Annotated in this window: 28 protein-coding genes and 1 other annotated feature; of the genes, 20 read left to right on the forward strand and 8 right to left on the reverse strand. The window is 49.8% G+C overall.

The genetic code is table 11. The annotated features are described in order from the left end of the window. Window positions 1-212 precede the first annotated feature (212 nt). The gene (gene spy / locus OGX91_RS03030) at window positions 213-698 is read left to right on the forward strand and encodes an ATP-independent periplasmic protein-refolding chaperone Spy (protein WP_005120805.1); all 486 of its coding nucleotides are present in this window, start codon (window positions 213-215) and stop codon (window positions 696-698) included. Between the two features lie 352 nt (window positions 699-1,050). Continuing rightward, on the forward strand, window positions 1,051-1,626 hold the full coding sequence (ves, locus tag OGX91_RS03035) for an environmental stress-induced protein Ves (RefSeq protein WP_286625443.1): 576 nt from the start codon (window positions 1,051-1,053) through the stop codon (window positions 1,624-1,626). A 57-nt stretch (window positions 1,627-1,683) separates the two neighbouring features. On the opposite strand, the gene nadE is transcribed toward ves, so the two are convergent. Next, window positions 1,684-2,514, reverse strand: a complete 831-nt coding sequence (nadE, locus tag OGX91_RS03040; RefSeq protein WP_005120803.1) for an NAD(+) synthase — start codon at window positions 2,512-2,514, stop codon at window positions 1,684-1,686. Window positions 2,515-2,724: 210 nt separating this feature from the next. Between nadE and osmE the strand changes: the two genes are divergently transcribed. The 8 genes from osmE (at window position 2,725) to cedA (ending at window position 9,065) form a co-directional block, all read left to right on the forward strand. Then, the gene (osmE, locus tag OGX91_RS03045; protein ID WP_003030621.1) at window positions 2,725-3,066 is read left to right on the forward strand and encodes an osmotically-inducible lipoprotein OsmE; all 342 of its coding nucleotides are present in this window, start codon (window positions 2,725-2,727) and stop codon (window positions 3,064-3,066) included. A 298-nt stretch (window positions 3,067-3,364) separates the two neighbouring features. After that, window positions 3,365-3,685 carry a PTS N,N'-diacetylchitobiose transporter subunit IIB gene (gene chbB / locus OGX91_RS03050; RefSeq protein ID WP_003832547.1) on the forward strand — a complete coding sequence of 107 codons (321 nt, stop codon included), beginning with the start codon at window positions 3,365-3,367 and terminating at the stop codon, window positions 3,683-3,685. 82 nt (window positions 3,686-3,767) lie between these two features. Then, on the forward strand, window positions 3,768-5,126 hold the full coding sequence (chbC, locus tag OGX91_RS03055; RefSeq protein ID WP_040233680.1) for a PTS N,N'-diacetylchitobiose transporter subunit IIC: 1,359 nt from the start codon (window positions 3,768-3,770) through the stop codon (window positions 5,124-5,126). 54 nt (window positions 5,127-5,180) lie between these two features. Further along, window positions 5,181-5,528: a PTS N,N'-diacetylchitobiose transporter subunit IIA gene (gene chbA, locus OGX91_RS03060; RefSeq protein ID WP_005120800.1), complete on the forward strand. Its 348-nt coding sequence runs from the start codon at window positions 5,181-5,183 to the stop codon at window positions 5,526-5,528. Between the two features lie 10 nt (window positions 5,529-5,538). Continuing rightward, complete coding sequence (chbR, locus tag OGX91_RS03065; RefSeq protein WP_137378467.1) at window positions 5,539-6,381, forward strand: transcriptional regulator ChbR; 843 nt, start codon at window positions 5,539-5,541, stop codon at window positions 6,379-6,381. A 124-nt stretch (window positions 6,382-6,505) separates the two neighbouring features. Next, entirely contained in the window at window positions 6,506-7,861 is a 1,356-nt protein-coding gene (locus tag OGX91_RS03070) for a 6-phospho-beta-glucosidase (protein ID WP_005120797.1), read from the forward strand. 12 nt (window positions 7,862-7,873) lie between these two features. Continuing rightward, window positions 7,874-8,632: a chitin disaccharide deacetylase gene (gene chbG / locus OGX91_RS03075; RefSeq protein WP_005120796.1), complete on the forward strand. Its 759-nt coding sequence runs from the start codon at window positions 7,874-7,876 to the stop codon at window positions 8,630-8,632. A gap of 169 nt (window positions 8,633-8,801) precedes the next feature. Further along, window positions 8,802-9,065 carry a cell division activator CedA gene (gene cedA, locus OGX91_RS03080; protein WP_072041511.1) on the forward strand — a complete coding sequence of 88 codons (264 nt, stop codon included), beginning with the start codon at window positions 8,802-8,804 and terminating at the stop codon, window positions 9,063-9,065. Between the two features lie 64 nt (window positions 9,066-9,129). On the opposite strand, the gene tcyP is transcribed toward cedA, so the two are convergent. The 4 genes from tcyP to hxpB form a co-directional block, all read right to left on the reverse strand. After that, window positions 9,130-10,521, reverse strand: coding sequence for a cystine/sulfocysteine:cation symporter (gene tcyP / locus OGX91_RS03085; protein WP_005120792.1), 1,392 nt, complete (start codon window positions 10,519-10,521; stop codon window positions 9,130-9,132). A 135-nt stretch (window positions 10,522-10,656) separates the two neighbouring features. Then, a complete protein-coding gene (locus tag OGX91_RS03090; RefSeq protein ID WP_137378466.1) occupies window positions 10,657-11,256 on the reverse strand; it encodes a metal-dependent hydrolase in 600 nt (199 codons plus the stop codon). Between the two features lie 83 nt (window positions 11,257-11,339). Beyond that, window positions 11,340-12,101, reverse strand: coding sequence for a 2-dehydro-3-deoxy-D-gluconate 5-dehydrogenase KduD (gene kduD, locus OGX91_RS03095; protein WP_040233686.1), 762 nt, complete (start codon window positions 12,099-12,101; stop codon window positions 11,340-11,342). Window positions 12,102-12,248: 147 nt separating this feature from the next. Further along, window positions 12,249-12,917 (reverse strand): hexitol phosphatase HxpB, encoded by a 669-nt coding sequence (gene hxpB, locus OGX91_RS03100; protein ID WP_005120788.1) that lies wholly within the window; start codon window positions 12,915-12,917, stop codon window positions 12,249-12,251. A 167-nt stretch (window positions 12,918-13,084) separates the two neighbouring features. On the opposite strand from hxpB, the gene OGX91_RS03105 reads away from it, so the two are divergent. Beyond that, complete coding sequence (locus OGX91_RS03105) at window positions 13,085-13,621, forward strand: YniB family protein (RefSeq protein WP_149691625.1); 537 nt, start codon at window positions 13,085-13,087, stop codon at window positions 13,619-13,621. A 53-nt stretch (window positions 13,622-13,674) separates the two neighbouring features. Here OGX91_RS03105 and OGX91_RS03110 read toward each other — a convergent pair whose 3' ends face one another. Continuing rightward, complete coding sequence (locus OGX91_RS03110) at window positions 13,675-14,535, reverse strand: fructosamine kinase family protein (RefSeq protein WP_286625414.1); 861 nt, start codon at window positions 14,533-14,535, stop codon at window positions 13,675-13,677. Between the two features lie 270 nt (window positions 14,536-14,805). Further along, complete coding sequence (gene pfkB / locus OGX91_RS03115; protein WP_005120326.1) at window positions 14,806-15,735, reverse strand: 6-phosphofructokinase II; 930 nt, start codon at window positions 15,733-15,735, stop codon at window positions 14,806-14,808. 287 nt (window positions 15,736-16,022) lie between these two features. Here pfkB and OGX91_RS03120 point away from each other — a divergent pair, with 287 nt between their 5' ends. Then, on the forward strand, window positions 16,023-16,781 hold the full coding sequence (locus OGX91_RS03120; RefSeq protein WP_040233694.1) for a DUF481 domain-containing protein: 759 nt from the start codon (window positions 16,023-16,025) through the stop codon (window positions 16,779-16,781). A gap of 165 nt (window positions 16,782-16,946) precedes the next feature. Here the strand turns inward: OGX91_RS03120 and yniD are convergent, their stop codons facing one another. Beyond that, on the reverse strand, window positions 16,947-17,054 hold the full coding sequence (yniD, locus tag OGX91_RS03125) for a small membrane protein YniD (protein ID WP_003030590.1): 108 nt from the start codon (window positions 17,052-17,054) through the stop codon (window positions 16,947-16,949). A gap of 303 nt (window positions 17,055-17,357) precedes the next feature. Here yniD and thrS point away from each other — a divergent pair, with 303 nt between their 5' ends. The 8 genes from thrS to ihfA all read left to right on the forward strand — a co-directional run bounded on the left by thrS (window position 17,358) and on the right by ihfA (window position 24,639). Further along, a complete protein-coding gene (gene thrS / locus OGX91_RS03130) occupies window positions 17,358-19,286 on the forward strand; it encodes a threonine--tRNA ligase (RefSeq protein WP_040233697.1) in 1,929 nt (642 codons plus the stop codon). A gap of 3 nt (window positions 19,287-19,289) precedes the next feature. Continuing rightward, the gene (gene infC / locus OGX91_RS03135; RefSeq protein ID WP_048997935.1) at window positions 19,290-19,832 is read left to right on the forward strand and encodes a translation initiation factor IF-3; all 543 of its coding nucleotides are present in this window, start codon (window positions 19,290-19,292) and stop codon (window positions 19,830-19,832) included. Between the two features lie 96 nt (window positions 19,833-19,928). Beyond that, window positions 19,929-20,126 (forward strand): 50S ribosomal protein L35, encoded by a 198-nt coding sequence (gene rpmI, locus OGX91_RS03140; RefSeq protein WP_003030583.1) that lies wholly within the window; start codon window positions 19,929-19,931, stop codon window positions 20,124-20,126. 55 nt (window positions 20,127-20,181) lie between these two features. Next, a complete protein-coding gene (gene rplT, locus OGX91_RS03145; RefSeq protein ID WP_003030578.1) occupies window positions 20,182-20,538 on the forward strand; it encodes a 50S ribosomal protein L20 in 357 nt (118 codons plus the stop codon). Between the two features lie 120 nt (window positions 20,539-20,658). After that, window positions 20,659-20,783: a sequence feature (Phe leader region), on the forward strand. Further along, window positions 20,664-20,708, forward strand: coding sequence for a pheST operon leader peptide PheM (gene pheM / locus OGX91_RS03150; RefSeq protein WP_001386830.1), 45 nt, complete (start codon window positions 20,664-20,666; stop codon window positions 20,706-20,708). Its footprint overlaps the feature before it by 45 nt. Before the next feature lie 165 nt (window positions 20,784-20,948). Next, window positions 20,949-21,932: a phenylalanine--tRNA ligase subunit alpha gene (gene pheS / locus OGX91_RS03155; RefSeq protein WP_003832580.1), complete on the forward strand. Its 984-nt coding sequence runs from the start codon at window positions 20,949-20,951 to the stop codon at window positions 21,930-21,932. A 15-nt stretch (window positions 21,933-21,947) separates the two neighbouring features. Further along, on the forward strand, window positions 21,948-24,335 hold the full coding sequence (pheT, locus tag OGX91_RS03160; protein WP_149691622.1) for a phenylalanine--tRNA ligase subunit beta: 2,388 nt from the start codon (window positions 21,948-21,950) through the stop codon (window positions 24,333-24,335). 4 nt (window positions 24,336-24,339) lie between these two features. After that, a complete protein-coding gene (gene ihfA / locus OGX91_RS03165; RefSeq protein ID WP_003030571.1) occupies window positions 24,340-24,639 on the forward strand; it encodes an integration host factor subunit alpha in 300 nt (99 codons plus the stop codon). Window positions 24,640-24,756 lie beyond the last annotated feature (117 nt).

The raw sequence follows: 24,756 nt of genomic DNA on the forward strand, positions 1-24,756 counted from the left end.
CATTATGTTGTAATTTTTTATTTCAACTCTCCGCAATTTATTCTTTTTTTCTTCATAATTGATGAAAGTTTGTTTTTTACACTTTCATTGTTTTACCGTTGCTCTGATTAATTGACGCTTAAGCCGGTAAAGTTAATCTCGTCAACACGACATCACACTGCATAAGCATCGCATGAATGTCGTAAGAATAACTGAAAGGAAGGATAGAAATTATGCGTAAATTGACTGCTCTGTTTGTTGCCTCTACCCTGGCGCTGGGCGCTGCAAACCTGGCTCATGCCGCTGATGCTACCACAGCAGCTCCGGCAGATGCCAAACCGATGATGCACCACAACGGTAAGTTTGCCCCGCATCATGACATGATGTTTAAAGACCTGAACCTGACCGATGCACAGAAGCAGCAGATCCGCGACATCATGAAAGGTCAGCGCGATCAGATGAAACGTCCTCCGCTGGAAGAACGCCGTGCAATGCACGATATCATCGCCAGCGATAGCTTCGATAAAGCGAAAGCTGAAGCGCAGATTGCGAAAATGGAAGAGCAGCGCAAAGCTAACATGCTGGCGCATATGGAAACGCAGAACAAAATTTACAACATTCTGACCCCGGAACAGAAAAAACAGTTTAATGCCAATTTTGAGAAGCGTCTGACAGAACGAGCTGAACAGAAAGGTAAAATGCCACAGGCTGCCGAATAATCGGTAGGCGTCTATACTCAATCATTCACGCTGTGTCGGAGCAGATTGCCCCGGACAGCGTGAAAAAAAACTCAAGACCGCCGGCCTTGTCCACAACACGTTTAACGATGTGGGCAGGATCGGCGGTTTTTTCTTTCCTACCTATTGCACAGCGCTTCGGACACGTTATGCTCCTGAGGCCCGCGAAAATACCACCTGGATCAGCGCGTTAAACTTTTTAGCAAAACGCCATGGTCATCGCTAAGGCAAATCAACTCTGCTGCCGATAACAACGAGCAGGGTGAATGATAACAATGATGATTTGGCTGCCTGATGACGGCATGTCGGCGCACAGTGCCTTTCTGGAGGGATGATGGAGTACTTTGATATCCGCAAAATGCCGGTTAATCTCTGGCGTAATGGTGCGGGAGAAACGCGTGAAATATGTTGTTTTCCGCCAGCAACGCGCGACTTTCACTGGCGGGCGAGTATTGCCTCCATTGCTGCGAACGGCGAATTTTCACTCTTCCCCGGAGTTGAGCGCGTTATTACGCTGCTCGAAGGGGGAGAAGTCACGCTGGAAGGCGCTAACACGCTACCGCATATCCTAAAACAGCATCAGCCTTTTACTTTCGCCGGCGACCGCGTGGTAAAAGCGAAGCTGACGGCAGGGCAGATCTCGATGGATTTTAATATCATGACCCGTCGGGATGTTTGCCAGGCTAAAGTTCGTGTGGCTGACCGGACGTTTACGACCTTTGGTTCGCGTGGCGGCGTGGTATTTGTTATTAGCGGAGCCTGGCAACTGGGGGATAAGTTGCTGACGGCTGACCAGGGGGCGTGCTGGCATGACGGTAAGCATACGTTGCGACTGTTGGAGCGCGAGGGGAAGTTGTTGTTTAGTGAGATTAACTGGAAGCCAGGTTTTTCGCCTGATTCGGTGCAATGACGTCGTTTGGGCCGGATAAACCATTTTGTGGTTATCCGGCACGGGTAAATCAGCGAATTACGATTTTTTCCAGAAGTCGTCAAACACCGTAATCGGTGGGCGACGTTTGTGTTCCGTCTTCACGTACCAGCCTTCAATTTTCTTCGCAACGTCGGCATCCAACGTTTTTCCTTCCAGATAATCGTCAATGTTGTCGTAGGTAACGCCTAATGCGGCTTCATCTGGCAGAGAGGGACGATCGTCTTCGAGGTCGGCGGTTGGCGCTTTCTTGTATAAATGCTCAGGGCAACCCAATGCTGCAAGAAGCTGCTTACCCTGACGCTTGTTGAGGCGGAATATTGGGTTAATGTCAGTACCGCCATCGCCATATTTGGTAAAGAATCCGGTAATGGCCTCTGCGGCGTGATCGGTACCCACGACAACACCGCTGGTCATTCCGGCGATACTGTATTGTGCCTTCATACGCTCGCGGGCTTTTTCATTGCCGCGCACAAAATCGCTCAGTTCAATACCTGCTTCACGCAATGCCTGCTCGCTGGCTAATACCGCGCCTTTGATGTTGACGGTGAGTACACGGTCAGGTTGTATGAACGCTATCGCGTCCTGACAGTCCTGTTCATCGGCCTGCACACCATAAGGCAGGCGCACGGCAATAAACTGCAAAGCATCGTTACCCGTTTCCACACGTAACTCGGAAATCGCCATTTGGCATAACTTTCCGGCCAGGGTTGAGTCCTGCCCGCCGCTAATCCCTAACACCAGTGATTTAAGAAAAGGGTAGGTTTTGAGGTACGATTTCAGAAAATCCACGCTGCGGCGAATTTCCTCTTCTGCATTAATATGTGGCTTGGCGCCAAGTGCCCGGATTATCTCTTGCTGCAGAGTCATTTAACCCCCTGTGAAAAATGAAATGATCAAAAATAACGATGTGTTAAAGCTAACGCGTTGACGTCCAAACGACAAGGGATGCAGCCGGATATAACATCATTTTGTTTTGATAGAATTTTCTGAAATGACCCGAGTAGCAACTGACAGCTTGAAAAATGCGTTGTTGTGCTCCAGGCTTATATAACACGCTGAAAAACAAGAGGACGGAATATGAACAAGAATCTAACAGGAATTCTGAGTGCAGCGGCGGTATTGACTATGCTGGCAGGCTGTACGGCTTACGATCGTACCAAAGACCAATTTGTGCAGCCCGTGGTGAAAGATGTGAAGAAAGGGATGAGCCGGGCGCAAGTGGCGCAGATTGCCGGCAAGCCCTCATCTGAAGTCAGCATGATCCATGCGCGTGGTACATGTCAGACCTACATCCTGGGTCAACGAGATGGTAAAGCAGAGACCTATTTTGTTGCATTAGATGATACTGGGCACGTGATTAATTCCGGCTACCAGACCTGTGCGGAGTACGACACCGACCCGCAGGCAGCGAAGAAGTAACAACTGTTTATTGCCTGAGCACTCTGACGAACCGGCCGCTGTGCCGGTTTTTTTGTGCCATGCGATCTTATTTATTGTCGCGAATTATTTGCCCGAAGTGTGAGGGGTGTCATAACCACAGGTCAAGGAGAGACAATTTAGTTAGTCAAGGAAATACCATCCACCGGTGCAATCCCGTATACTCATTTCAGCCACCTAAAAAAGTAATTTAGCTGACGCAAGTTACCCAGAGCATGGATGCAGGTTATGGCTTGCGGAGTGTCTGGTACACAGATAATCGCACATGAGGATCGTTTTAATGGAAAAGAAACACATTTATCTGTTTTGTTCTGCGGGCATGTCGACTTCTTTGTTGGTCTCGAAGATGCGTGCTCAGGCTGAAAAATACGAAGTGCCAGTTATCATTGAAGCGTTTCCCGAAACGCTGGCCGGAGAAAAAGGCCCAGTAGCCGATGTTGTGTTATTAGGTCCACAGATTGCTTATATGTTGCCCGAAATTCAGCGTTTGTTACCCAACAAACCTGTAGAAGTGATTGACTCGCTGTTGTATGGCAAAGTCGATGGTTTAGGCGTGCTTAAGGCTGCAGTTGCAGCAATTAAAAAAGCCGCAGCAAATTAATTATTTTAAATTTTCCCGTCAAAGAGTTATTTCATTAACATTCACCGCAATCGTTAATTGCGGTATTTAAGGGTATTTTTCTATGAGTAACGCTATTGCTTCACTTGAAAAGGTACTCCTTCCTTTTGCTGTAAAAATTGGAAAGCAGCCACACGTTAATGCAATCAAAAACGGTTTTATTCGTTTAATGCCGTTAACCCTCGCAGGGGCTATGTTTGTATTAATCAATAACGTTTTCCTGAGCTTTGGGGAGGGGTCGTTTTTTTATTCCATGGGCATTCGACTTGATGCTTCAACTATTGAAACACTAAATAGTTTAAAAGGCATTGGTGGGAACGTCTATAACGGTACGCTGGGTATTATGTCATTGATGGCGCCATTCTTTATCGGTATGGCGTTGGCGGAAGAACGCAAAGTCGATGCGCTGGCTGCTGGTTTATTATCTGTCGCCGCATTTATGACAGTCACACCATACAGCGTGGGAGAAGCCTATGCCGTGGGTGCTAACTGGCTGGGCGGTGCGAACATTATTTCCGGTATTATTATCGGCCTGGTGGTCGCGGAAATGTTCACCTTCGTCGTGCATCGTAATTGGGTTATTAAATTACCTGATAGCGTTCCGGCCTCTGTTTCTCGCTCCTTCTCTGCACTGATTCCTGGCTTCATTATCCTCTCTATTATGGGGATCATCGCCTGGGCGTTGAACACCTGGGGAACGAACTTCCACCAGATCATCATGGATTCCATTTCGACTCCGCTGGCGTCACTGGGTAGCGTGGTGGGTTGGGCGTACGTGATTTTTGTTCCGCTGTTGTGGTTCTTTGGTATTCACGGTTCTTTGGCACTGACTGCACTGGACAGCGGTATCATGACCCCCTGGGCGCTGGAAAACATCTCTATCTACCAACAGTTTGGTTCCGTAGACGCGGCACTGGAAGCCGGTAAGACGTTCCACGTCTGGGCGAAGCCGATGCTGGACTCCTATATTTTCCTGGGAGGGAGTGGGGCAACGCTGGGTCTGATTATTGCTATCTTCCTGGCTTCTCGACGCGCTGATTATCGTCAGGTAGCAAAACTGGCACTGCCATCAGGTCTGTTCCAGATTAACGAACCCATTCTGTTCGGTCTGCCGATTATCATGAACCCGGTTATGTTTATTCCATTCATCCTGGTTCAGCCGATTCTGGCAGCGATTACCTTGGCCGCTTATTACACAGGCATTATTCCACCGATTACCAACATTGCACCGTGGACTATGCCAACCGGGTTGGGCGCATTCTTTAACACCAACGGTAGCGTCGCTGCTCTGCTGGTCGCGTTGTTTAACCTTGGTATCGCAACGCTGGTGTACCTGCCATTCGTGGTCGTCGCCAACAAAGCTCAGAACGTAATTGATAAAGAAGAAAGCGAAGAAGATATCGCTAACGCATTGAAATTCTAAATTTAATCCGGCATGGCTATGCGGCCATGCCGGACTGAACCAGAGGAAAAGAGTATGTTAGATATCGAAAATATCGTCGACACGCAGTCAGAAGCAGAAGAGCTTGAAGAAGTGGTGATGGGGCTCATCATCAACTCGGGTCAGGCACGTAGTCTGGCGTACGGCGCGCTCAAATTGGCCAAACAGGGTGATTTTGAGTCAGCGAAGACCATGATGGAACAGTCTCGCATGGCGCTGAACGAAGCACACCTTGTCCAGACCAAACTGATTGAAGGCGATCAGGGTGAAGGTAAAATGAAAGTCAGCCTGGTGCTGGTCCATGCGCAGGACCACCTGATGACGTCGATGCTGGCACGTGAACTGGTGGCAGAACTGATTGAGCTTCACGAGAAGCTGAAATAGCGAGGAGTGTATAATGCAGCTACAGATTAACGCACCGGAAATCAAAACCGTCTATGAGCAGCAGCTTTTTAATGGCAAAAATTTTCATGTGTTCATCTATAACAAAACTGAGAGCATCAGTGGGCTGCATCAGCATGATTACTACGAATTTACCCTTGTATTAACTGGACGTTACTATCAGGAAATCAACGGTAAGCGTGTACTGCTTGAGCGCGGAGACTTTGTCTTTATCCCGTTGGGATCGCACCACCAAAGTTTCTATGATTTCGGCGCGACGCGAATTCTTAACGTTGGTATCAGTAAACGTTTTTTTGAACAACACTACCACCCGTTGCTGCCATTTTGTTTCGTTGCATCGCAGGTGTATCGGGCGAACAGCTCGTTCCTTACCTACATCGAAACGGTTATAGCATCACTGAATTTTCGTGAAAGCGGACTGGATGAATTTGTAGAAGTGGTCACCTTCTATATTATTAATCGGTTACGCCATCACCGGGAAGAGCAGGTGCTGGATGATATTCCACAGTGGCTTAAAACTACAGTGGAAAGCATGCATGACAAAAGGCAGTTCAGCGAAAATGCGCTGGAAAATATGGTACACCTGTCCGCGAAATCCCAGGAGTATCTGACCCGTGCAACTCAGCGTTATTACAGTAAAACGCCAATGCAGATTATTAATGAAATCCGCATTAATTTTGCTAAAAAACAACTGGAAATGACTAACTATTCTGTAACTGATATTGCCTATGAGTCTGGTTACAGTAGTCCGAGCCTGTTTATTAAAACGTTTAAAAAGCTGACGTCGTTTACACCTAATAGCTACCGTAAGAAATTAACTGAATTTAATCAGTAAATATTATTTGCCAATAAACCATTTTTTATCGCTTGCCCAAAATAGCGTCGGGACAGCCACGCTATACCTGACGAATGGGTTGAGCATAATACGTGTCAGTGTTTTTACACTGAAGGGAGAAATTATGAGCCAGAAATTAAAAGTCGTCACTATCGGTGGCGGGAGCAGCTACACCCCTGAATTACTTGAAGGCTTTATTAAGCGTTATCATGAATTACCGGTCTCTGAATTGTGGCTGGTGGATGTCGACGGCGGTAAAGAGAAGCTGGACATTATTTTTGACCTCTGCCAGCGCATGATTGATAAAGCTGGCGTCCCGATGAAAGTGTATAAAACGCTGGATCGCCGCGAAGCGCTGAAAGATGCTGATTTCGTTACTACCCAGTTGCGGGTTGGGCAACTGCAAGCCCGTGAAAAGGATGAACGCATTCCGCTGAGCCACGGGTATCTGGGGCAGGAAACCAACGGCGCTGGTGGGCTGTTCAAAGGCCTGCGTACTATTCCGGTTATCTTTGATATTGTGAAAGATGTGGAAGAACTGTGCCCGAATGCGTGGGTGATCAACTTCACTAACCCAGCCGGGATGGTGACTGAGGCGGTTTATCGCCATACGAATTTCAAGAAATTCATCGGCGTATGTAATATTCCGATCGGTATGAAAATGTTCATCAGCGACGTGCTGGCGCTGAAAGAGAGTGATGACTTATCCATCGACCTGTTTGGTCTGAACCATATGGTCTTCATTAAGGATGTTCTGGTCAACGGTGTGTCACGCTTTGATGAACTGCTGGACGGCGTTGCGTCGGGTCAGTTGAAAGCCTCTGGGGTGAAGAACATCTTCGATCTGCCGTTCAGTGAAGGGCTGATTCGTTCACTGAGACTGCTGCCGTGCTCGTATTTGTTGTACTACTTCAAGCCAAAAGAGATGCTGGCGATTGAAATGGGCGAATACTATAAGGGCGGCGCGCGCGCTCAGGTGGTACAAAAAGTTGAGAAGCAACTGTTTGATCTGTATAAAAATCCTGAGTTGAATATTAAGCCGAAAGAGCTGGAACAACGTGGCGGGGCTTATTACTCTGATGCCGCGTGTGAAGTCATCAATGCTATCTACAACGACAAACAGACCGAACATTACGTCAACATTCCTCATCATGGCCATGTTGATAATATTCCTGCGGACTGGGCCGTTGAGATGACCTGCACGCTGGGGCGCAATGGTGCAACTCCGCACCCACGTATCACCCATTTCGATGAAAAGGTCCTGGGCCTTATCTATACCATTAAAGGTTTTGAAGTGGCGGCGAGCAATGCGGCGCTGAGCGGCGAGTTGAATGATGTACTGTTGGCGTTAAACCTGAGTCCACTGGTGCATTCAGACACTGATGCTGAAATTCTGGCGCGTGAGCTGATCCTGGCGCATGAAAAATGGTTGCCAAATTTCGCCGGGTGCATCGAGAAGCTCAAAAGCGAACAACACTAACTGAGGTCGGTTATGGAACGCGTACTGATTGTGAATGCGGATGATTTTGGCCTGAGCAAAGGACAAAACTACGGCATTGTTGAAGCCTGTCGTAATGGTGTTGTCACCTCGACAACGGCGCTGGTTAACGGCGCGGCAATTGACCATGCGGTACAGCTGAGTCGCGACATACCTGAACTTGCCGTCGGAATGCACTTTGTTCTGACGCTGGGCAGGCCGTTGACGGCAATGCCAGGCCTTACTCGTGAAGGGGTGCTCGGGAAATGGATCTGGCAGATGGCTGAGGAAGACTCTCTGCCGCTGGATGAAATTTCACAGGAACTGGCCGCGCAGTATCAGCGTTTTATTGACCTGTTCGGGCGGGAGCCAACGCATCTGGATAGCCATCACCATGTGCATATGTTCCCGCAGCTCTTCCCTATAGTGGCCGGGTTTGCTGCCCAAAAGGGGATTGCGTTACGGATCGATCGTCAGACGGTATTTCAGGCGTCTGACTTTCCACAAACGTTACGGACTTCCCAGGGATTCAGCAGCGAGTTTTATGGCGAAGCGATTTCCGAAGCGTTGTTCTTGCAGATGCTTGACGCGTCAGCAGACCGGGGAGAGTCCTCGCTGGAAGTGATGTGTCATCCGGCGTTTATCGATGACATCATTCGACAAAGTGCCTACTGTTACCCCCGTTTAACTGAGCTTGACGTACTGACGTCTTCGTCACTGAAATATGCTATTGCGGAGCGCGGTTATCGTCTTGGCAGTTTTCTGAACGTTTAATTCCTGAGTTGGCGGCGCGTCGGTGCGCCGCATTTTTTTGTCTGCGTCATTGATGTTTGCTGCAACCTCTCTGTCCCCCCCATTATCGCCACCCACTTCACGAATTCACTGTTTTTGCACCGTCCAGGGGTAAAATCAGCTAAGATAGCGTTTTTCAGATTTTTAGAATTTGTCTTTAGTGAAGCAACTGATTATGAAACCTCTTCGCCAACAAAATCGTCCGGTTATCAGCTATGTTCCTCGCGTGGAGCCCGCTCCGCCAGAGCATGCGGTGAAAATGGATGCGTTTCGTGACGTATGGATACTGCGCGGAAAATATGTCGCTTTTGTCTTAATGGGGGAGGCGTTTCAGCGTTCGCCTGCATTTACGGTTCCGGAGTCCGCCCAGCGCTGGGCTAACCAGATTCGCCAGGAAAACGAACTGATCGATTAGTCGGATAAAAAAAACCGCCGGAGCATAACTCACCGGCGGTTTTTTGTTTTGCGCAGACAGGCTGTTAGCGATGCGCCAGTTCGGCGTGATCGTCGCTGTCCAGAATCGTTTTATCGGTCTGTTTCAGCCATTGGCTGGTAAGCGTACCAGCGGTCATGGAACCGCTAACGTTCAATGCGGTACGGCCCATATCAATCAGCGGTTCAACAGAGATCAACAGAGCAACCAGTGTGACCGGCAGACCCATGGCAGGCAGTACGATCAGTGCCGCGAAAGTCGCGCCGCCGCCCACACCCGCAACCCCTGCGGAACTGACGGTCACGATACCCACCAGCGTGGCAATCCACATTGGGTCCAGCGGGTTAATGCCGACAGTTGGTGCCACCATCACGGCCAGCATCGCCGGGTACAAACCCGCACAACCGTTTTGACCAATCGTTGCACCAAAAGAGGCGGCAAAGCTGGCGATGGACTCAGGGACGCCCAGACGGCGGGTTTGCGCTTCAACGTTCAGTGGAATAGAGGCGGCACTGGAACGGCTGGTGAAGGCGAAAGTCAGTACCGGCCAGACTTTGCGGAAGTATTTCAGTGGGCTAACGCCGTTAATACCCAGCAGGATACCGTGTACGACGAACATAATGCCCAGGCCGAGATATGAGGCAACGACGAAGCTACCCAGCTTAATGATGTCCTGCAGGTTGGAACCGGCAACAACTTTGGTCATCAGCGCCAGAACACCATACGGCGTCAACTGCATCACCAGACGAACCAGCTTCATCACCCAGCTCTGCAGGGTATCGATAGCCGTTAATACGCGCTCGCCTTTCGGCGCATCATCTTTCAGCAGTTTAAGTGCCGCAACGCCGAGGAATGCAGCAAAGATGACCACGCTGATAATCGACGTCGGGTTAGCACCGGTCAGATCGGCAAACGGGTTTTTCGGGATAAACGACAGCACCAGCTGCGGCACGCTGAGGTCAGCCACTTTGCCAACATAGTTGGTTTCAATAGCGTTCAGACGTGCAGTCTCGGCACCACCTTGCACCAGGCCTTCGGCGGTCAGACCGAACAGGTTGGTTACCAGAACCCCGACCAGTGCGGCAATCAACGTGGTAAACAGCAGCGTGCCGATGGTCAGGAAGCTGATTTTACCTAACTGAGAGGCGTTGTGCAGACGCGCAACGGCGCTGAGAATAGACGCAAATACCAGCGGCATGACAATCATCTGCAGCAACTGGACATAACCGTTGCCGACAATGTTGAACCACTGTACGGAATCTTTAAGAACCTGGCTGTCGGAGCCATAAATGGTATGCAGGGCGAGGCCAAACACCACACCCATGACCAGACCGACCAGTACTTTTTTGGCCAGACTCCACTGTTTGTGGCGGGCTTGCGCCAGCACGAACAGCAGTACTACGAACACGATAATGTTCGCGATTAATGGAAAGTTCATCCCCGTTCTCCTGATCTTATTATGCGTATCACCATGCAATGGCGATTCTGTTGGCGCAAGATTAGCAGAACTGTGACTTGCCTCTTATATTCAAATGGAATTGTTTATACCTAAAATGACATTTTGGCCGATTTATTAGTCAACCTGGTGCGTTATAAAACGATTAAACTGCATCTGTAGTGTGTTAATCATCTGCGATGACCAGCGTACCGCGCTGTTCTCTTGTACGGTCTGCGGCATCCAGATTGCCCACGCGAACAGTGCCATGCACAGGAACCGTTCCAGTTGGTTGCCTTTTTGCGGCACGAGGATGGGCAGACGAAAACGCCAGCGGCAGGGCCAAAGCAGGGGAACGCCTGCCGGAGTCAGCATGTCGGCCAGAATGTGACTGAGATAACCGAGAACCATACCTTGTAAGGCATCAGCCGGGATTATCCAGCTATCAGGGACTTTCAGGTAAAACGTGGTCAGTAGGGCAAAAACTGCCAGCAGGCTATGCGTAAATCCGCGGTGACCAAATGCCCTGGCAATGGGTTTAGATATCCACTTCAGACGTTGTCCCAGCAGGGATTTGGGATGATCAATATCCGGCAGCAGGCACGTTAGAATGGCTGAAGGAACAATATGCCACCAGTCACCCTGCGCAAGAATGGGCGTTAGCTCGGCATTCTTGGCAAATACTGCACAGGCAATAGAAAAAAGGAGATGGCCTTCCGCCGTCATGATAAAACCCAATAAACTGTCAATTCATACAGTATAGGGGTTTTATACAGTAGGCGGAAGAGGTGACGTTGTAACCCTTTGTCACAAATGCACGATTAACGCGCCAACCAACCGCCGTCTACGGCCAGCGTATAGCCATGAATATAGTCAGAGGCAGCGCTGGCGAGAAAAACGACCGGGCCTTTCAGGTCATCCGGTGTGCCCCAGCGTCCGGCGGGAATACGATCGACAATTTGCTGATTACGCGTACTGTCTTCGCGCAACTGCTGCGTATTGTTTGTCGCCATATAACCAGGTGCGATGGCATTGACATTAATTCCCTGAGCCGCCCACTCATTAGCCAGTAAGCGGGTGATTCCAAGCACGCCACTTTTTGATGCGGTGTAGGACGGCACGCGGATCCCCCCCTGGAAAGAGAGCATTGAGGCAATGTTAATGATTTTTCCGCCGTTACCCTGAACCAGAAACTGGCGCGCCACCGCCTGCGACAGAAAGAAAACGGATTTGAGATTCAGATTCATTACGTCATCCCAGTCTTTTTCACTAAAATCCAGCGCGTCCTGGCGACGAATCGTACCTGCATTGTTGACCAGAATATCGATCCGACCAAATGCCGCCACAGTTTGCGTCACTATGCTGGATAGCGCCTCCTGTTGGCTGAGGTCGGCCTGGATAGCCATAAAACGCCGACCAACTGCGGTGATTTTTCCCTCGGTGTCATACGGGATTTTGCGGTTTACGCCAACCACGTCACATCCGGCTTCAGCCAGCGCCAGGGCCATACCTTGTCCAAGCCCGGTATCACAACCAGTGACGATTGCGACTTTACCCTCAAGACGAAACGCGTCCAGAACCATGTACACCTCAGCTATTTTTACTGTTAATGCCTTGCAATAGGAGAAGAATAGAAGAGGTTAAATAAAAATACAATTAAAATGAAACTGTGTTTTAAAAATATTGAGAAGGCAAGGAAATGGGCAATATGGTCATTGCCCGGCGGGAGATTAACCGTGCAGATGCCCGGCAGTGAGCTCAGTCAACGAGGCCAGTTTGACGTCGGCAAGTACAAATCGGGGATCATCCTGATTTTCATGCGCGGGGACAACAATTGAGCGCATTCGCGCTGCTTTCGACGCAATCATCCCGTTCACAGAATCTTCCAGTGCGACACAAGATAACGGGGATATGCCCAGCTTCTGGGCACAATCGAGGTAAACCTGCGGGTGCGGTTTGCTGTAAGGTAATTTTTCTGCCGAGGCCAGCGCGTCAAAGCTATCGCGCAGATCAAACATGGTCAGCACTTTTTCCAGCATATGCAGCGGCGAAGCGGATGCCAGTCCTACTTTGATTCCCTGAGATTTGCACAACGCCACGGCTTCACGCACGCCTGGCAGTAGAGGTTTCGTTTCTTCAACCAGCGCAATTGCGCGGGTGATGATGTGCTCGGTGACTTCCTGACGTGAAGGACCGCTCCACGGTTGCTGCGCAAACCACAAATCAACCACCATGTCGATGCGTAAGCCAAGGGTATCGGGAAGTTCATGGCGGCGGGAGATATCAACGCCTAAACTTGCTATCACATCCAGTTCGGCCTGATCCCAGAGCGGTTCTGAATCAACCAGTAATCCATCCATATCGAAAATTGCAGCAAGAATTTGACGCGGGGTTGACATTACAACCTCTCCTTTACGGTGATAAAAGGGATTAAGAGCCAGTCTGTACAGGCTCTGAGCGTTCATTATGGCTAATTCAACAGTATACAGCCTTTAAAGATCAGGCGAAAACGGTTATCAACGGGTAAACTCAGGCCAAAATGACACGTCTTTATCAAGGGGAACTCATGACGTATCAACAAGCTGGACGCATTGCTGTCTTGAAAAGGTTGCTGGGATGGGTGATTTTCATCCCGACGCTGATTTCAACACTGGTTTCAGTACTGAAGTTTATGTACGCGCACAGCGAAAAGCAGGAAGGGATTAATGCGGTAATGCTCGATTTTGCCCACGTGATGATCGACATGATGCGGGTGAATACGCCGTTTCTTAACCTGTTTTGGTATAACTCGCCGACACCGGATTTTCAGACTGGACTGAATCTTGTTTTTTGGTTGATTTTTATTCTGATTTTTATCGGTCTGGCGCTGCAGGATTCAGGCGCCAGAATGAGCCGCCAGGCGCGTTTTTTACGCGAGGGCGTTCAGGATCAATTGATTCTGGAACAGGCAAAAGGCAGTGAGGGGTTAACGCGCGAGCAGCTTGAGTCACGTATCGTGGTTCCGCACCATACGATCTTTTTACAAATTTTCCCGCTCTATATTTTGCCGGTGATCGTTATCGTGATCGGCTACTTCTTCTTTTCATTGTTGGGCTTTTTGTAAGTGCTGCACGATCAGGCCTGTCGCATTGTAAAACGTCAGGCCTGATAAGCGTGCTAAGCCGCCAGTAATCTGTCCAGCGCCTTCTGCGCCACAACCAAATGCTGCCCCCCAAACAGAATTGCTCGATTCAGCAGCGTATAGAGCTGGTAGACAGGCTGCCTGTCGAGAAAATCTAGTGGTAACGGCGAGACAGACTGATAACCGTCATAAATCTGCGGTGGCTGATCGGTATGTAACGGCAACATTGCCAGATCGCACTCTCTGTCACCCCAGTAACAGGCCGGGTCAAAGATGTAGGGGCCATCCGGTCCAAGTGCACAGTTTGCCGACCACAAATCGCCGTGCAGGAGAGAAGGCTGTGGCTGATGGGAGGAGAGCCGTTGCTGAACATGATCGACAATGGCGTCAATATTGCCAAACGCGATTCCTTTTTCCGCCGCAAGTTCCAGTTGCCAGCCGATACGTTGCTCGGCGAAGAAGGTTGACCAGCGACGCTGCCAGGCATTGGGTTGTGGCGTAGTGGAGAGCGCATTATCGAAGTCGAGGCCGAACTGTGGCTGATCGCTCCATTCATGCAAATGTGCAAGTTGTTGCCCGAGAATAAACGCGTTGTGGGCATCAAGCGGGCGGGGAGGGAGAAAGTCCATGACCAGAAAACTGTAGTCTCTGTCTGCACCCACTGCCCAGACTTTGGGGATAGAGACGGTTTGGCTCCGGGAAAGCAGTTCTAACTGGTCTGCCTCCGCCGCAAAGCCAGACAACAGCTCTCTTTCATCACATTTGACGAAAAAATCGCGCCCCGCATAGCGTAAATGCCATGCGGCGTGAATCTCTCCGCCGGGCAGTTCATTACGCAGTTCGATTTCGCCTTCACCTAATTGCTCGCTTAAAAGACGACTGATAGCCTGCCACATGATGTCTCTCCCCATGTTGTCTGCCAGATCATAAGGTTAGCGCAAGAATGCGGTAAAAAAACACGAACTGACGCACACCATGGACGCGTCATCGCTGGAAAGGCACTTATTGTATGTCGTTCTTCCACACCTCCCTGAGACATTGCGACTTTCGGTTTAACATGATTCACTTCTTTGTAATCACGTGATTTTTTATCATAGACGCATAATACGCATGCCGACAGTTTTGTGGGTAAATCCCCCTTATGCCTGCTAAGGGGGATGGTGTCATCATCGGGCAAGATACGAATATATTTTTTGCGTATCGTCCAACGCGCACAGCCGCGTACCCTGATTCAGCGTTGCTGCGCTACCCGCAGCGACGCCAAAACGCACAATCTCTTCGAACGGGGCATTTTCTGCCAGTTTCAACGTCATTGCGCCGACCATACTGTCGCCTGCGCCAACGGTACTTTGGCTTTTTACCGGCGGAGGGACGACCTGGACGCACGTTTCTTGATTGACGGCCAATGCCCCTTGTGGTCCAAGAGAGACCACAACGCGAAGCGCTTTGCCGCTTTGTACAATCTCCTGTGCCGCTTTGCGGACGTCATCAGGCTGTGTGAGTTCGCGTTTCACCAGCGCACTCAATTCTTTGAGGTTGGGTTTTACCAGTTCGATACCGCCGATGGCTAATGCCGCCGTCAGCGCTTCGCCAGAACTATCGACAATGCAGCGAATGCCCTGTTTTTGTGCGGTGGTGATGAGCCGTGTCAATTTTTCTATTTGCACACCGGGCGGCAAACTGCCGCTAATGACCAGTATCGCACCCGATTCAATTTCCAGTACCTGATCCTGCAGTTGGTTGAATTCGTCATCAGTCAGCGCGGCACCGGGCATGACAAAACGATACTGCTCGCCGCTGGATTCGACGTGGACATGGAGATTTTGTCGGGTCCAGTCTTTGGCCTCGATAGTCGAGACGGGAACATTTTCGTCAGCAAGTAAAGAAACTAAGTGCTCGCCGGTCGCACCACCGACCGGAAAGATGGCCGTTGCAGTTCCGCCAAGATGTGCAATGGCACGGGCGACGTTGATGCCTCCGCCGCCAGGTTCAAAAACCGGTGAGGTACAGCGAAGTTTACCTTCGGGGTAGATTTGTGGGGTGATTGTTGCGCTATCGAGAGAGGGCGCAAGTGTTAACGTATAGATACGTACCATCTTTACCTCCTGTTAGGCTGATCCCAGTCTGGCACTTAACGCCACGAAAGTGAAGTAATTAACAACATGATTTCTCGCAGCTTTATTTAAAATTCTCGTGCCAAAGATATATAAATAAAATAAAGGATTAGGAACGCTCTTATTCAAAAAATGAAATAAGAATTTATTGCTATGTTATTCGAGTCTTTTTATAATTTGTTACCTTTCAAGGGTCTTTTGTCGTTGATCCATATGAAAGTTTCCGAGACCGTTATGGTCTCTTTTTTTGTTGTACGGACTCTTTATAAATGAAGCTTTTGAAGACAGTGCCCGCAGCAGTATTGCTGACGGGGTGCGTGTTTGCGTCAATGCATGCCGCCGCCGATGATTCCGTTTTTACTGTCATGGATGACCCTTCCAGCGCGAAAAAACCCTTTGAAGGTAATCTGAACGCGGGATACCTTGCCCAGTCAGGCAACACAAAAAGTTCTTCTTTAACCGCCGACACCACCATGACCTGGTATGGTCAATCCACGGCGTGGTCTCTGTGGGGAAATGCCAGCAACACTTCCTCAAATGATGAGCGTTCATCTGAGAAATATGCTGTAGGTGGTCGTAGTCGTTACAACATGACTGACTTTGACTATCTCTTTGGTCAGGCCAGTTGGTTAACAGACCGTTATAACGGATACCGTGAGCGTGACGTGCTAACGGCCGGTTATGGTCGCCAGTTTCTTAATGGACCGGTGCACAGTTTCCGCTTTGAATTCGGTCCTGGTGTACGTTATGACGAGCACACTGATGGCACCACTGAAACGCAACCGTTAGGTTATGCGTCCGGGGCTTATGTGTGGCAGATGACGGACAACACTAAGTTTACGCAGGGTGTGTCGGTATTTGGTGCCGATGATACAACGCTGAATTCTGAAACGGCTTTGAATGTTGCTATCAACGAACACTTTGGATTGAAGGTTGCGTACAACGTGACCTGGAACTCCGAACCGCCGGCAACCGCGCCGGAGCATACCGATCGTCGTACGACTGTTTCACTCGGCTATCGGATGTAATGACAAACCGGGTCAAATAATTGGCCCGGCTTTTATCTATTAACGTTAAGTTTATTTAATGGTTAATCTGTGTTTTATTTTTAATGCTTATCGATAACGCGCTATTTTTCAGACGAATTCGATATAATTGATAAATACAACGGAACCAGAAAAGCGGCCAGTATTTTAACCCCAGATCATCGCTGCCCAACGCAGCATCAGCATTGCCGCACAAATAACCAGCAGGATCACCACCATCTTCCAGTGTTTCTTCGCAAAGCGGTTTGTTGGCATTGTTTTTTCCTGCTCCGGTGAAATGACTTTCTACAAGTGTAACAAAGACGTCAGGGTGTCAGTGAATTGATTTACATCATAGAGTGCACGTTGATTGTTGCTTTGATCGCATCCTAATGCCGTGTACACTGTCAAACGGTGTTATCAAAAAGCGGGTGTAGGTCCAGTGTAGCCATTCAGGCAACCAGTGACATATTTCGCAGAGTGAAGCGGGAATCAGCCCAGACCTTTTTGATAATTTTAAATATTGAATCTTTGTATGTGCTCTTACGTGTGGGGCACCACTGCAAATAAGGATATAACATGCCTGTTATTACTCTTCCTGATGGCAGTCAACGCCATTACGACCACGCTGTAAGCCCCATGGATGTTGCGCTGGACATCGGTCCAGGTCTGGCGAAAGCGACTATTGCTGGCCGTGTTAACGGTGAGCTGGTCGATGCTTCCGATCTGATTGAACATGATGCGAAACTCTCCATCATCACCGCGAAGGATGAAGAAGGTCTGGAGATCATTCGTCACTCTTGTGCGCACCTGTTAGGGCATGCGATCAAACAACTTTGGCCGAACACCAAAATGGCGATCGGACCGGTTGTTGACAACGGTTTTTACTACGATATCGATCTTGACCGTACGTTAACCCAGGAAGATGTCGACGCGCTCGAGAAGCGGATGCACGAGCTCGCTGAGAAAAACTACGATGTCATTAAGAAGAAAGTCAGCTGGTACGAAGCGCGCGAAACCTTCGTGAAGCGTGGCGAGACCTATAAAGTCTCTATTCTTGATGAAAACATTGCCCATGATGACAAACCTGGCCTGTACCATCATGAAGAATATGTCGATATGTGCCGTGGTCCGCACGTGCCGAACATGCGTTTCTGCCATCACTTCAAACTGATGAAGACCGCAGGGGCATACTGGCGTGGCGACAGCAATAATAAGATGCTGCAGCGTATTTATGGTACTGCATGGGCAGATAAAAAAGCCCTGAATGCCTACCTGCAACGCCTGGAAGAAGCGGCCAAACGTGACCACCGTAAAATCGGTAAGCAGCTTGACCTGTATCATATGCAGGAAGAAGCACCGGGTATGGTGTTCTGGCATAACGATGGCTGGACTATCTTCCGCGAGTTGGAAGTTTTTGTTCGCTCGAAACTGAAAGAATATCAGTATCAGGAAGTTAAAGGTCCGTTCATGATGGACCGCGTGCTGTGGGAAAAAACAGGTCACTGGGACAACTACAAAGATGCAATGTTCACGACCTCCTCTGAGAACCGTGAGTACTGCATTAAGCCCATGAACTGCCCAGGCCACGTGCAGATCTTTAACCAGGGTCTGAAATCCTATCGCGATCTGCCGTTGCGTATGGCTGAATTTGGTAGCTGTCACCGTAACGAGCCGTCAGGTGCGCTGCACGGTCTGATGCGTGTACGTGGCTTTACCCAGGATGATGCACATATCTTCTGTACTGAAGAGCAGATCCGTGATGAAGTTAACGCCTGCATTCGTATGGTCTACGATATGTACAGCACTTTTGGCTTCGAGAAAATCGTCGTCAAACTGTCCACTCGCCCCGAAAAACGTATCGGCAGCGATGAAATGTGGGATCGTGCTGAAGCAGACCTGGCCGTTGCGTTGGAAGAAAATAACATCCCGTTTGAGTTCCAACTGGGTGAGGGCGCGTTCTACGGTCCGAAAATTGAATTTACCCTGTATGACTGCCTCGATCGTGCATGGCAGTGCGGTACTGTACAGCTGGACTTCTCCCTGCCGTCCCGTTTAAGCGCCTCTTATGTTGGCGAAAACAACGAACGTCAGGTGCCGGTTATGATTCACCGCGCAATTCTTGGGTCTATGGAACGTTTCATCGGTATCCTGACTGAAGAGTTCGCTGGCTTCTTCCCGACTTGGCTTGCGCCGGTTCAGGTTGTGGTTATGAACATCACCGATTCTCAGTCTGAATACGTTAACGAATTAACGCAGAAACTACAAAATGCGGGTATTCGTGTAAAAGCAGACTTGAGAAATGAGAAGATAGGCTTTAAAATCCGCGAGCACACTTTACGTCGTGTCCCTTACATGTTGGTCTGTGGCGACAAAGAGGTAGAAGCAGGCAAAGTTGCCGTGCGCACCCGTCGTGGCAAAGACTTGGGCAGCCTGGACGTAAATGAAGTGATTGAGAAGCTGCAACAAGAGATTCGCAGCCGCAGTCTTCAACAACTGGAGGAATAAGGTATTAAAGGCGGAAAACGAGTTCAAACGGCACGTCCGAATCGTATCAATGGCGAGATTCGCGCCCTGGAAGTTCGCTTAACAGGTCTGGAAGGCGAAGCTTTGGGTATTGTGAGTCTGAGAGAAGCGATCGAAAAGGCTGAAGAAGCTGGAGTAGATTTAGTTGAAATCAGCCCTAACGCCGAACCGCCAGTTTGTCGTATTATGGACTACGGCAAGTTCCTTTATGAAAAGAGTAAGTCTTCTAAGGAACAGAAGAAAAAGCAAAAAGTTATCCAGGTTAAGGAAATTAAATTCCGTCCTGGTACCGACGATGGCGATTACCAGGTAAAACTCCGCAGCCTGGTACGCTTTCTGGAAGATGGCGATAAGGCTAAGATCACGCTGCGTTTTCGCGGTCGTGAGATGGCCCACCAACAGATCGGCATGGAAGTGCTCAACCGCGTCCGTGACGATCTGAGTGAACTGGCAGTAGTCGAATCCTTCCCAACGAAGATCGAAGGCCGTCAGATGATCATGGTGCTCGCTCCTAAGAAGAAACAGTAAGGCCTTCAAGTAGCAATGTCTGTGGAGCCTGCGGGTACCACAGGCGTTGTTCGCCTACGTTTCGTTTATTAACAATGCGAAGTGGAAGTTATTAAAATGCCAAAAATTAAGACCGTACGCGGTGCTGCTAAGCGTTTCAAAAAAACCGGTGGTGGTGGATTTAAGCGTAAGCACGCAAACCTGCGTCATATTCTGACCAAAAAATCTACTAAGCGTAAACGTCACCTGCGTCCAAAAGGCCTCGTGTCTAAAGGCGATCTGGGTCTGGTTATCGCGTGCCTGCCGTACGCATAAGCCGTTAACGTTTAATTCATTTTTTTACTAAGAATATAGATACAGGAGAGCACATATGGCTCGCGTAAAACGTGGTGTAGTTGCCCGTGCACGTCACAAGAAAATTTTGAAACAAGCTAAAGGCTACTACGGTGCGCGTTCTCGCGTATACCGCGTTGCCTTCCAGGCTGTTATCAAAGCTGGTCAGTACGCTTATCGTGACCGTCGTCAGAAAAAGCGTCAGTTCCGTCAACTGTGGATTGCGCGTATCAACGCAGCAGCACGTCAGAACGGTATTTCTTACAGCAAATTCATCAACGGCCTGAAAAAAGCCTCTGTTGAAATCGACCGTAAGATCCTGGCTGACATCGCAGTATTCGACAAAGTAGCGTTCACCGCTCTGGTCGAAAAAGCGAAAGCAGCTCTGGCATAAGCCGGTGAAAAGAGGGAGCCTGGCTCCCTCTCTTTTATTTGTAGTGCAATCAATTGGTTGACAATTTATTCGTAAGCCTTTTCAATAAAGGTTGTCCGGTTTTTACCACACAAGGTAACGCAAGCATGAATGCTGCTATTTTCCGCTTCTTCTTTTACTTTAGCACCTGAACTCAGGAGGCTTGCGCGTGAAAGAAGAAACGGAAAACAGCGCCTAAAAGCCTCCCTGGTGGAGGCTTTTTTTATACGCGTCATCCTTCAGGTTGTCTCTGTGTTGGCTGCATTCGCTCACCCCAGTCACGTACTGATGTACGTTCCTGAGGGTTTGCTCTTTTGCCGCCGTGACACAACTTGAATGATTTTGCGTATATACGAGCGACTAGTGAATATCGCAACATAACGAGGAAAACCATGTCACATCTCGCAGAGCTGGTTGCCAGTGCAACGGCTGCCATTAACCAGGCTTCAGATGTTGCCGCGTTAGACAATGTCCGCGTCGAATATTTGGGCAAGAAAGGGCACCTGACCCTTCAGATGACAACCTTGCGCGAGCTGCCACCAGAAGAGCGCCCGGCAGCAGGTGCGGTAATCAACGAAGCCAAAGAGCAGGTACAGCAAGCGCTAAACGCGCGTAAGGCCGAATTAGAAAGTGCCGCGCTGAACGCGCGCCTGGCTGAAGAAACTATCGATATCTCCCTGCCGGGACGCCGTATCGAAAATGGTGGGCTGCACCCGGTAACACGTACTATCGACCGTATTGAAAGTTTCTTCGGTGAGCTGGGCTTTACCGTGGCGACCGGTCCGGAAATCGAAGATGACTATCACAACTTCGATGCGCTGAACATTCCAGGCCATCACCCGGCGCGCGCTGACCACGACACTTTCTGGTTTGATGCAACGCGTCTGCTGCGCACACAGACCTCCGGCGTGCAGATCCGCACCATGAAAGAAAAACAGCCGCCGATCCGCATCATTGCGCCGGGCCGTGTATATCGTAATGACTACGATCAGACGCACACTCCGATGTTCCATCAGATGGAAGGGCTGATCGTTGATACCAATATCAACTTCACCAATCTGAAAGGTACGCTGCACGATTTCCTGCGTAACTTCTTTGAAGAAGATCTGCAGGTTCGTTTCCGTCCTTCTTACTTCCCGTTCACTGAACCTTCTGCAGAAGTTGACGTCATGGGTAAAAACGGAAAATGGCTGGAAGTACTGGGCTGCGGTATGGTTCACCCGAACGTGCTGCGTAACGTCGGTATCGATCCGGAAATCTACTCTGGTTTTGCCTTCGGCATGGGAATGGAGCGTCTGACCATGTTGCGTTATGGCGTTACCGATCTGCGTTCTTTCTTCGAAAACGATCTGCGTTTCCTCAAACAGTTTAAATAAAGGCAGGGTAATACAATGAAATTCAGTGAACTGTGGTTACGCGAATGGGTTAACCCAGCAATTGATAGCGATGCGCTGTCAAACCAAATTACGATGGCGGGCCTGGAAGTTGACGGTGTGGAAGCCGTTGCCGGCGCGTTCAACGGTGTTGTGGTGGGCGAGGTGGTTGAGTGTGCTCAGCACCCGAACGCTGACAAACTGCGCGTCACCAAAGTGAATGTCGGCGGCGATCGTCTGCTGGATATTGTCTGTGGTGCACCGAACTGCCGCCAGGGACTGAAAGTGGCTGTGGCAACCGTTGGTGCCGTTCTGCCGGGTGATTTTAAAATCAAAGCGGCTAAGCTTCGCGGTGAGCCGTCCGAGGGGATGCTGTGCTCGTTTTCCGAGCTGGGCATTTCCGACGATCATAGCGGTATTATCGAACTGCCAGCCGATGCGCCGATTGGCACCGATATCCGTGAATATCTGAAGCTTGACGATAACACTATCGAAATCAGCGTCACCCCGAACCGTGCCGACTGCTTAGGCATTATCGGTGTTGCGCGCGATGTGGCTGTGCTGAACAAAGCTCCGCTGGTTGAACCGGAAATCACCCCGGTAGCGGCGACCATTAACGATGTGCTGCCTATTCAGGTTGATGCTGCTGACGCGTGCCCACGCTATTTGGGCCGCGTGGTGAAAGGTATCAACGTGAAAGCGCCAACGCCACTGTGGATGAAAGAGAAACTACGCCGGTGCGGTATTCGCTCCATTGATGCAGTGGTTGACGTGACGAACTATGTGCTGCTCGAACTGGGCCAGCCGATGCACGCATTCGACAAAGACCGCATTGAAGGCGGAATTGTCGTGCGTATGGCAAAAGAAGGGGAAACCCTGGTTCTGCTCGACGGCAGTGAGGCAAAACTGAGTGCGGATACGCTGGTGATTGCTGACCACAACAAAGCGCTGGCCATGGGGGGGATCTTTGGTGGTGAGCACTCTGGTGTGAATGATGAAACGCAAAACGTCCTGCTGGAATGCGCGTTCTTCAGCCCGCTGTCCATTACCGGTCGCGCACGTCGTCACGGTCTGCACACCGATGCGTCTCACCGTTATGAGCGTGGTGTCGATCCTGCTCTGCAACATAAAGCCATGGAACGCGCTACGCGCCTGCTGATTGATATCTGCGGTGGCGAAGCGGGGCCAATCATTGACGTGACGCACGAAGCGACGTTACCGAAGCGTGCCACTATTACACTGCGTCGTAGCAAACTGGATCGTCTGATCGGGCATCATATTGCGGATGAGCAGGTGAGCGATATTCTGCGTCGCCTGGGTTGTGATGTGACGGAAGGGCAAGATGAGTGGAAAGCGGTAGCACCGAGCTGGCGTTTCGATATGGAGATCGAAGAAGACCTGGTCGAAGAAGTCGCCCGCGTGTACGGCTATGACAATATCCCGAATACCCCAATTCAGGCAGGACTTATCATGGGTGAGCATCGTGAAGCGGACCTCTCGCTGAAACGTGTTAAAACCATGCTGAATGACAAAGGCTACCAGGAAGTTATTACCTACAGCTTTGTTGATCCTAAAGTCCAGTCGCTGCTGCATCCAGGTGAAGAAGCGCTGCTGCTGCCAAGCCCAATCTCTATCGATATGTCAGCAATGCGTCTGTCTCTGTGGACCGGCTTGCTGTCTACAGTAGTGTATAACCAAAACCGTCAGCAAAACCGTGTGCGTATTTTCGAAACGGGTTTGCGTTTTGTCCCGGATACGCAGGCTAACCTCGGGATCCGTCAGGATCTGATGCTGGCGGGCGTGATCTGCGGCAACCGTCATGATGAACACTGGAATCTGGCGAAAGAGACGGTTGATTTCTATGATCTGAAGGGCGATCTGGAAGCGGTTCTCGACCTGACCGGCAAACTGGCGGACATCCAGTTCAAAGCTGAAGCGAATCCAGCCCTGCATCCGGGGCAGTCTGCAGCGATTTATCTGAAAGGTGAACGTATTGGTTTCATTGGGGTTGTTCATCCTGAACTGGAACGTAAACTGGATCTGAACGGTCGCACTCTGGTGTTCGAACTGGAGTGGAATAAGCTCGCAGACCGCGTGGTGCCTCAGGCGCGTGAAGTTTCTCGCTTCCCGGCGAACCGCCGTGACATCGCTGTTGTTGTGGCAGAAAACGTTCCCGCAGCGGATATTTTATCCGAATGTAAGAAAGTTGGCGTAAATCAGGTAGTTGGCGTAAACTTGTTTGACGTGTACCGCGGTAAGGGTGTTGCGGAGGGTTATAAGAGCCTCGCTATCAGCCTGATCCTTCAGGATACCAGCCGTACACTTGAAGAAGAGGAGATTGCCGCTACCGTCGCCAAATGTGTAGAGGCATTAAAAGAGCGATTCCAGGCATCATTGAGGGATTGAACCTATGGCGCTTACAAAAGCTGAAATGTCAGAATATCTGTTTGATAAGCTTGGGCTTAGCAAGCGGGATGCCAAAGAACTGGTCGAGCTGTTTTTCGAAGAGATCCGTCGTGCTCTGGAAAATGGTGAGCAGGTAAAACTCTCTGGTTTTGGTAACTTCGATCTGCGTGATAAGAATCAACGTCCGGGACGTAACCCGAAAACGGGCGAAGATATTCCCATTACAGCACGGCGCGTGGTGACCTTCAGACCCGGACAGAAGTTAAAAAGCCGGGTTGAAAACGCAACGCCCAAAGAAGAGTGATTTAACGATACGCAAACTATGACGCGTATAACTAAAAAGGCCGCTCTGCGGCCTTTTTCCTTTTCACTACTGAATCAGCACCGTAGAATCTCCCCATCTTTTTTCAGCAGAATGGAA

This window comes from Citrobacter sp. Cpa228 (assembly GCF_030333085.1).
GTDB classification, from domain to species: domain Bacteria; phylum Pseudomonadota; class Gammaproteobacteria; order Enterobacterales; family Enterobacteriaceae; genus Citrobacter; species Citrobacter pasteurii.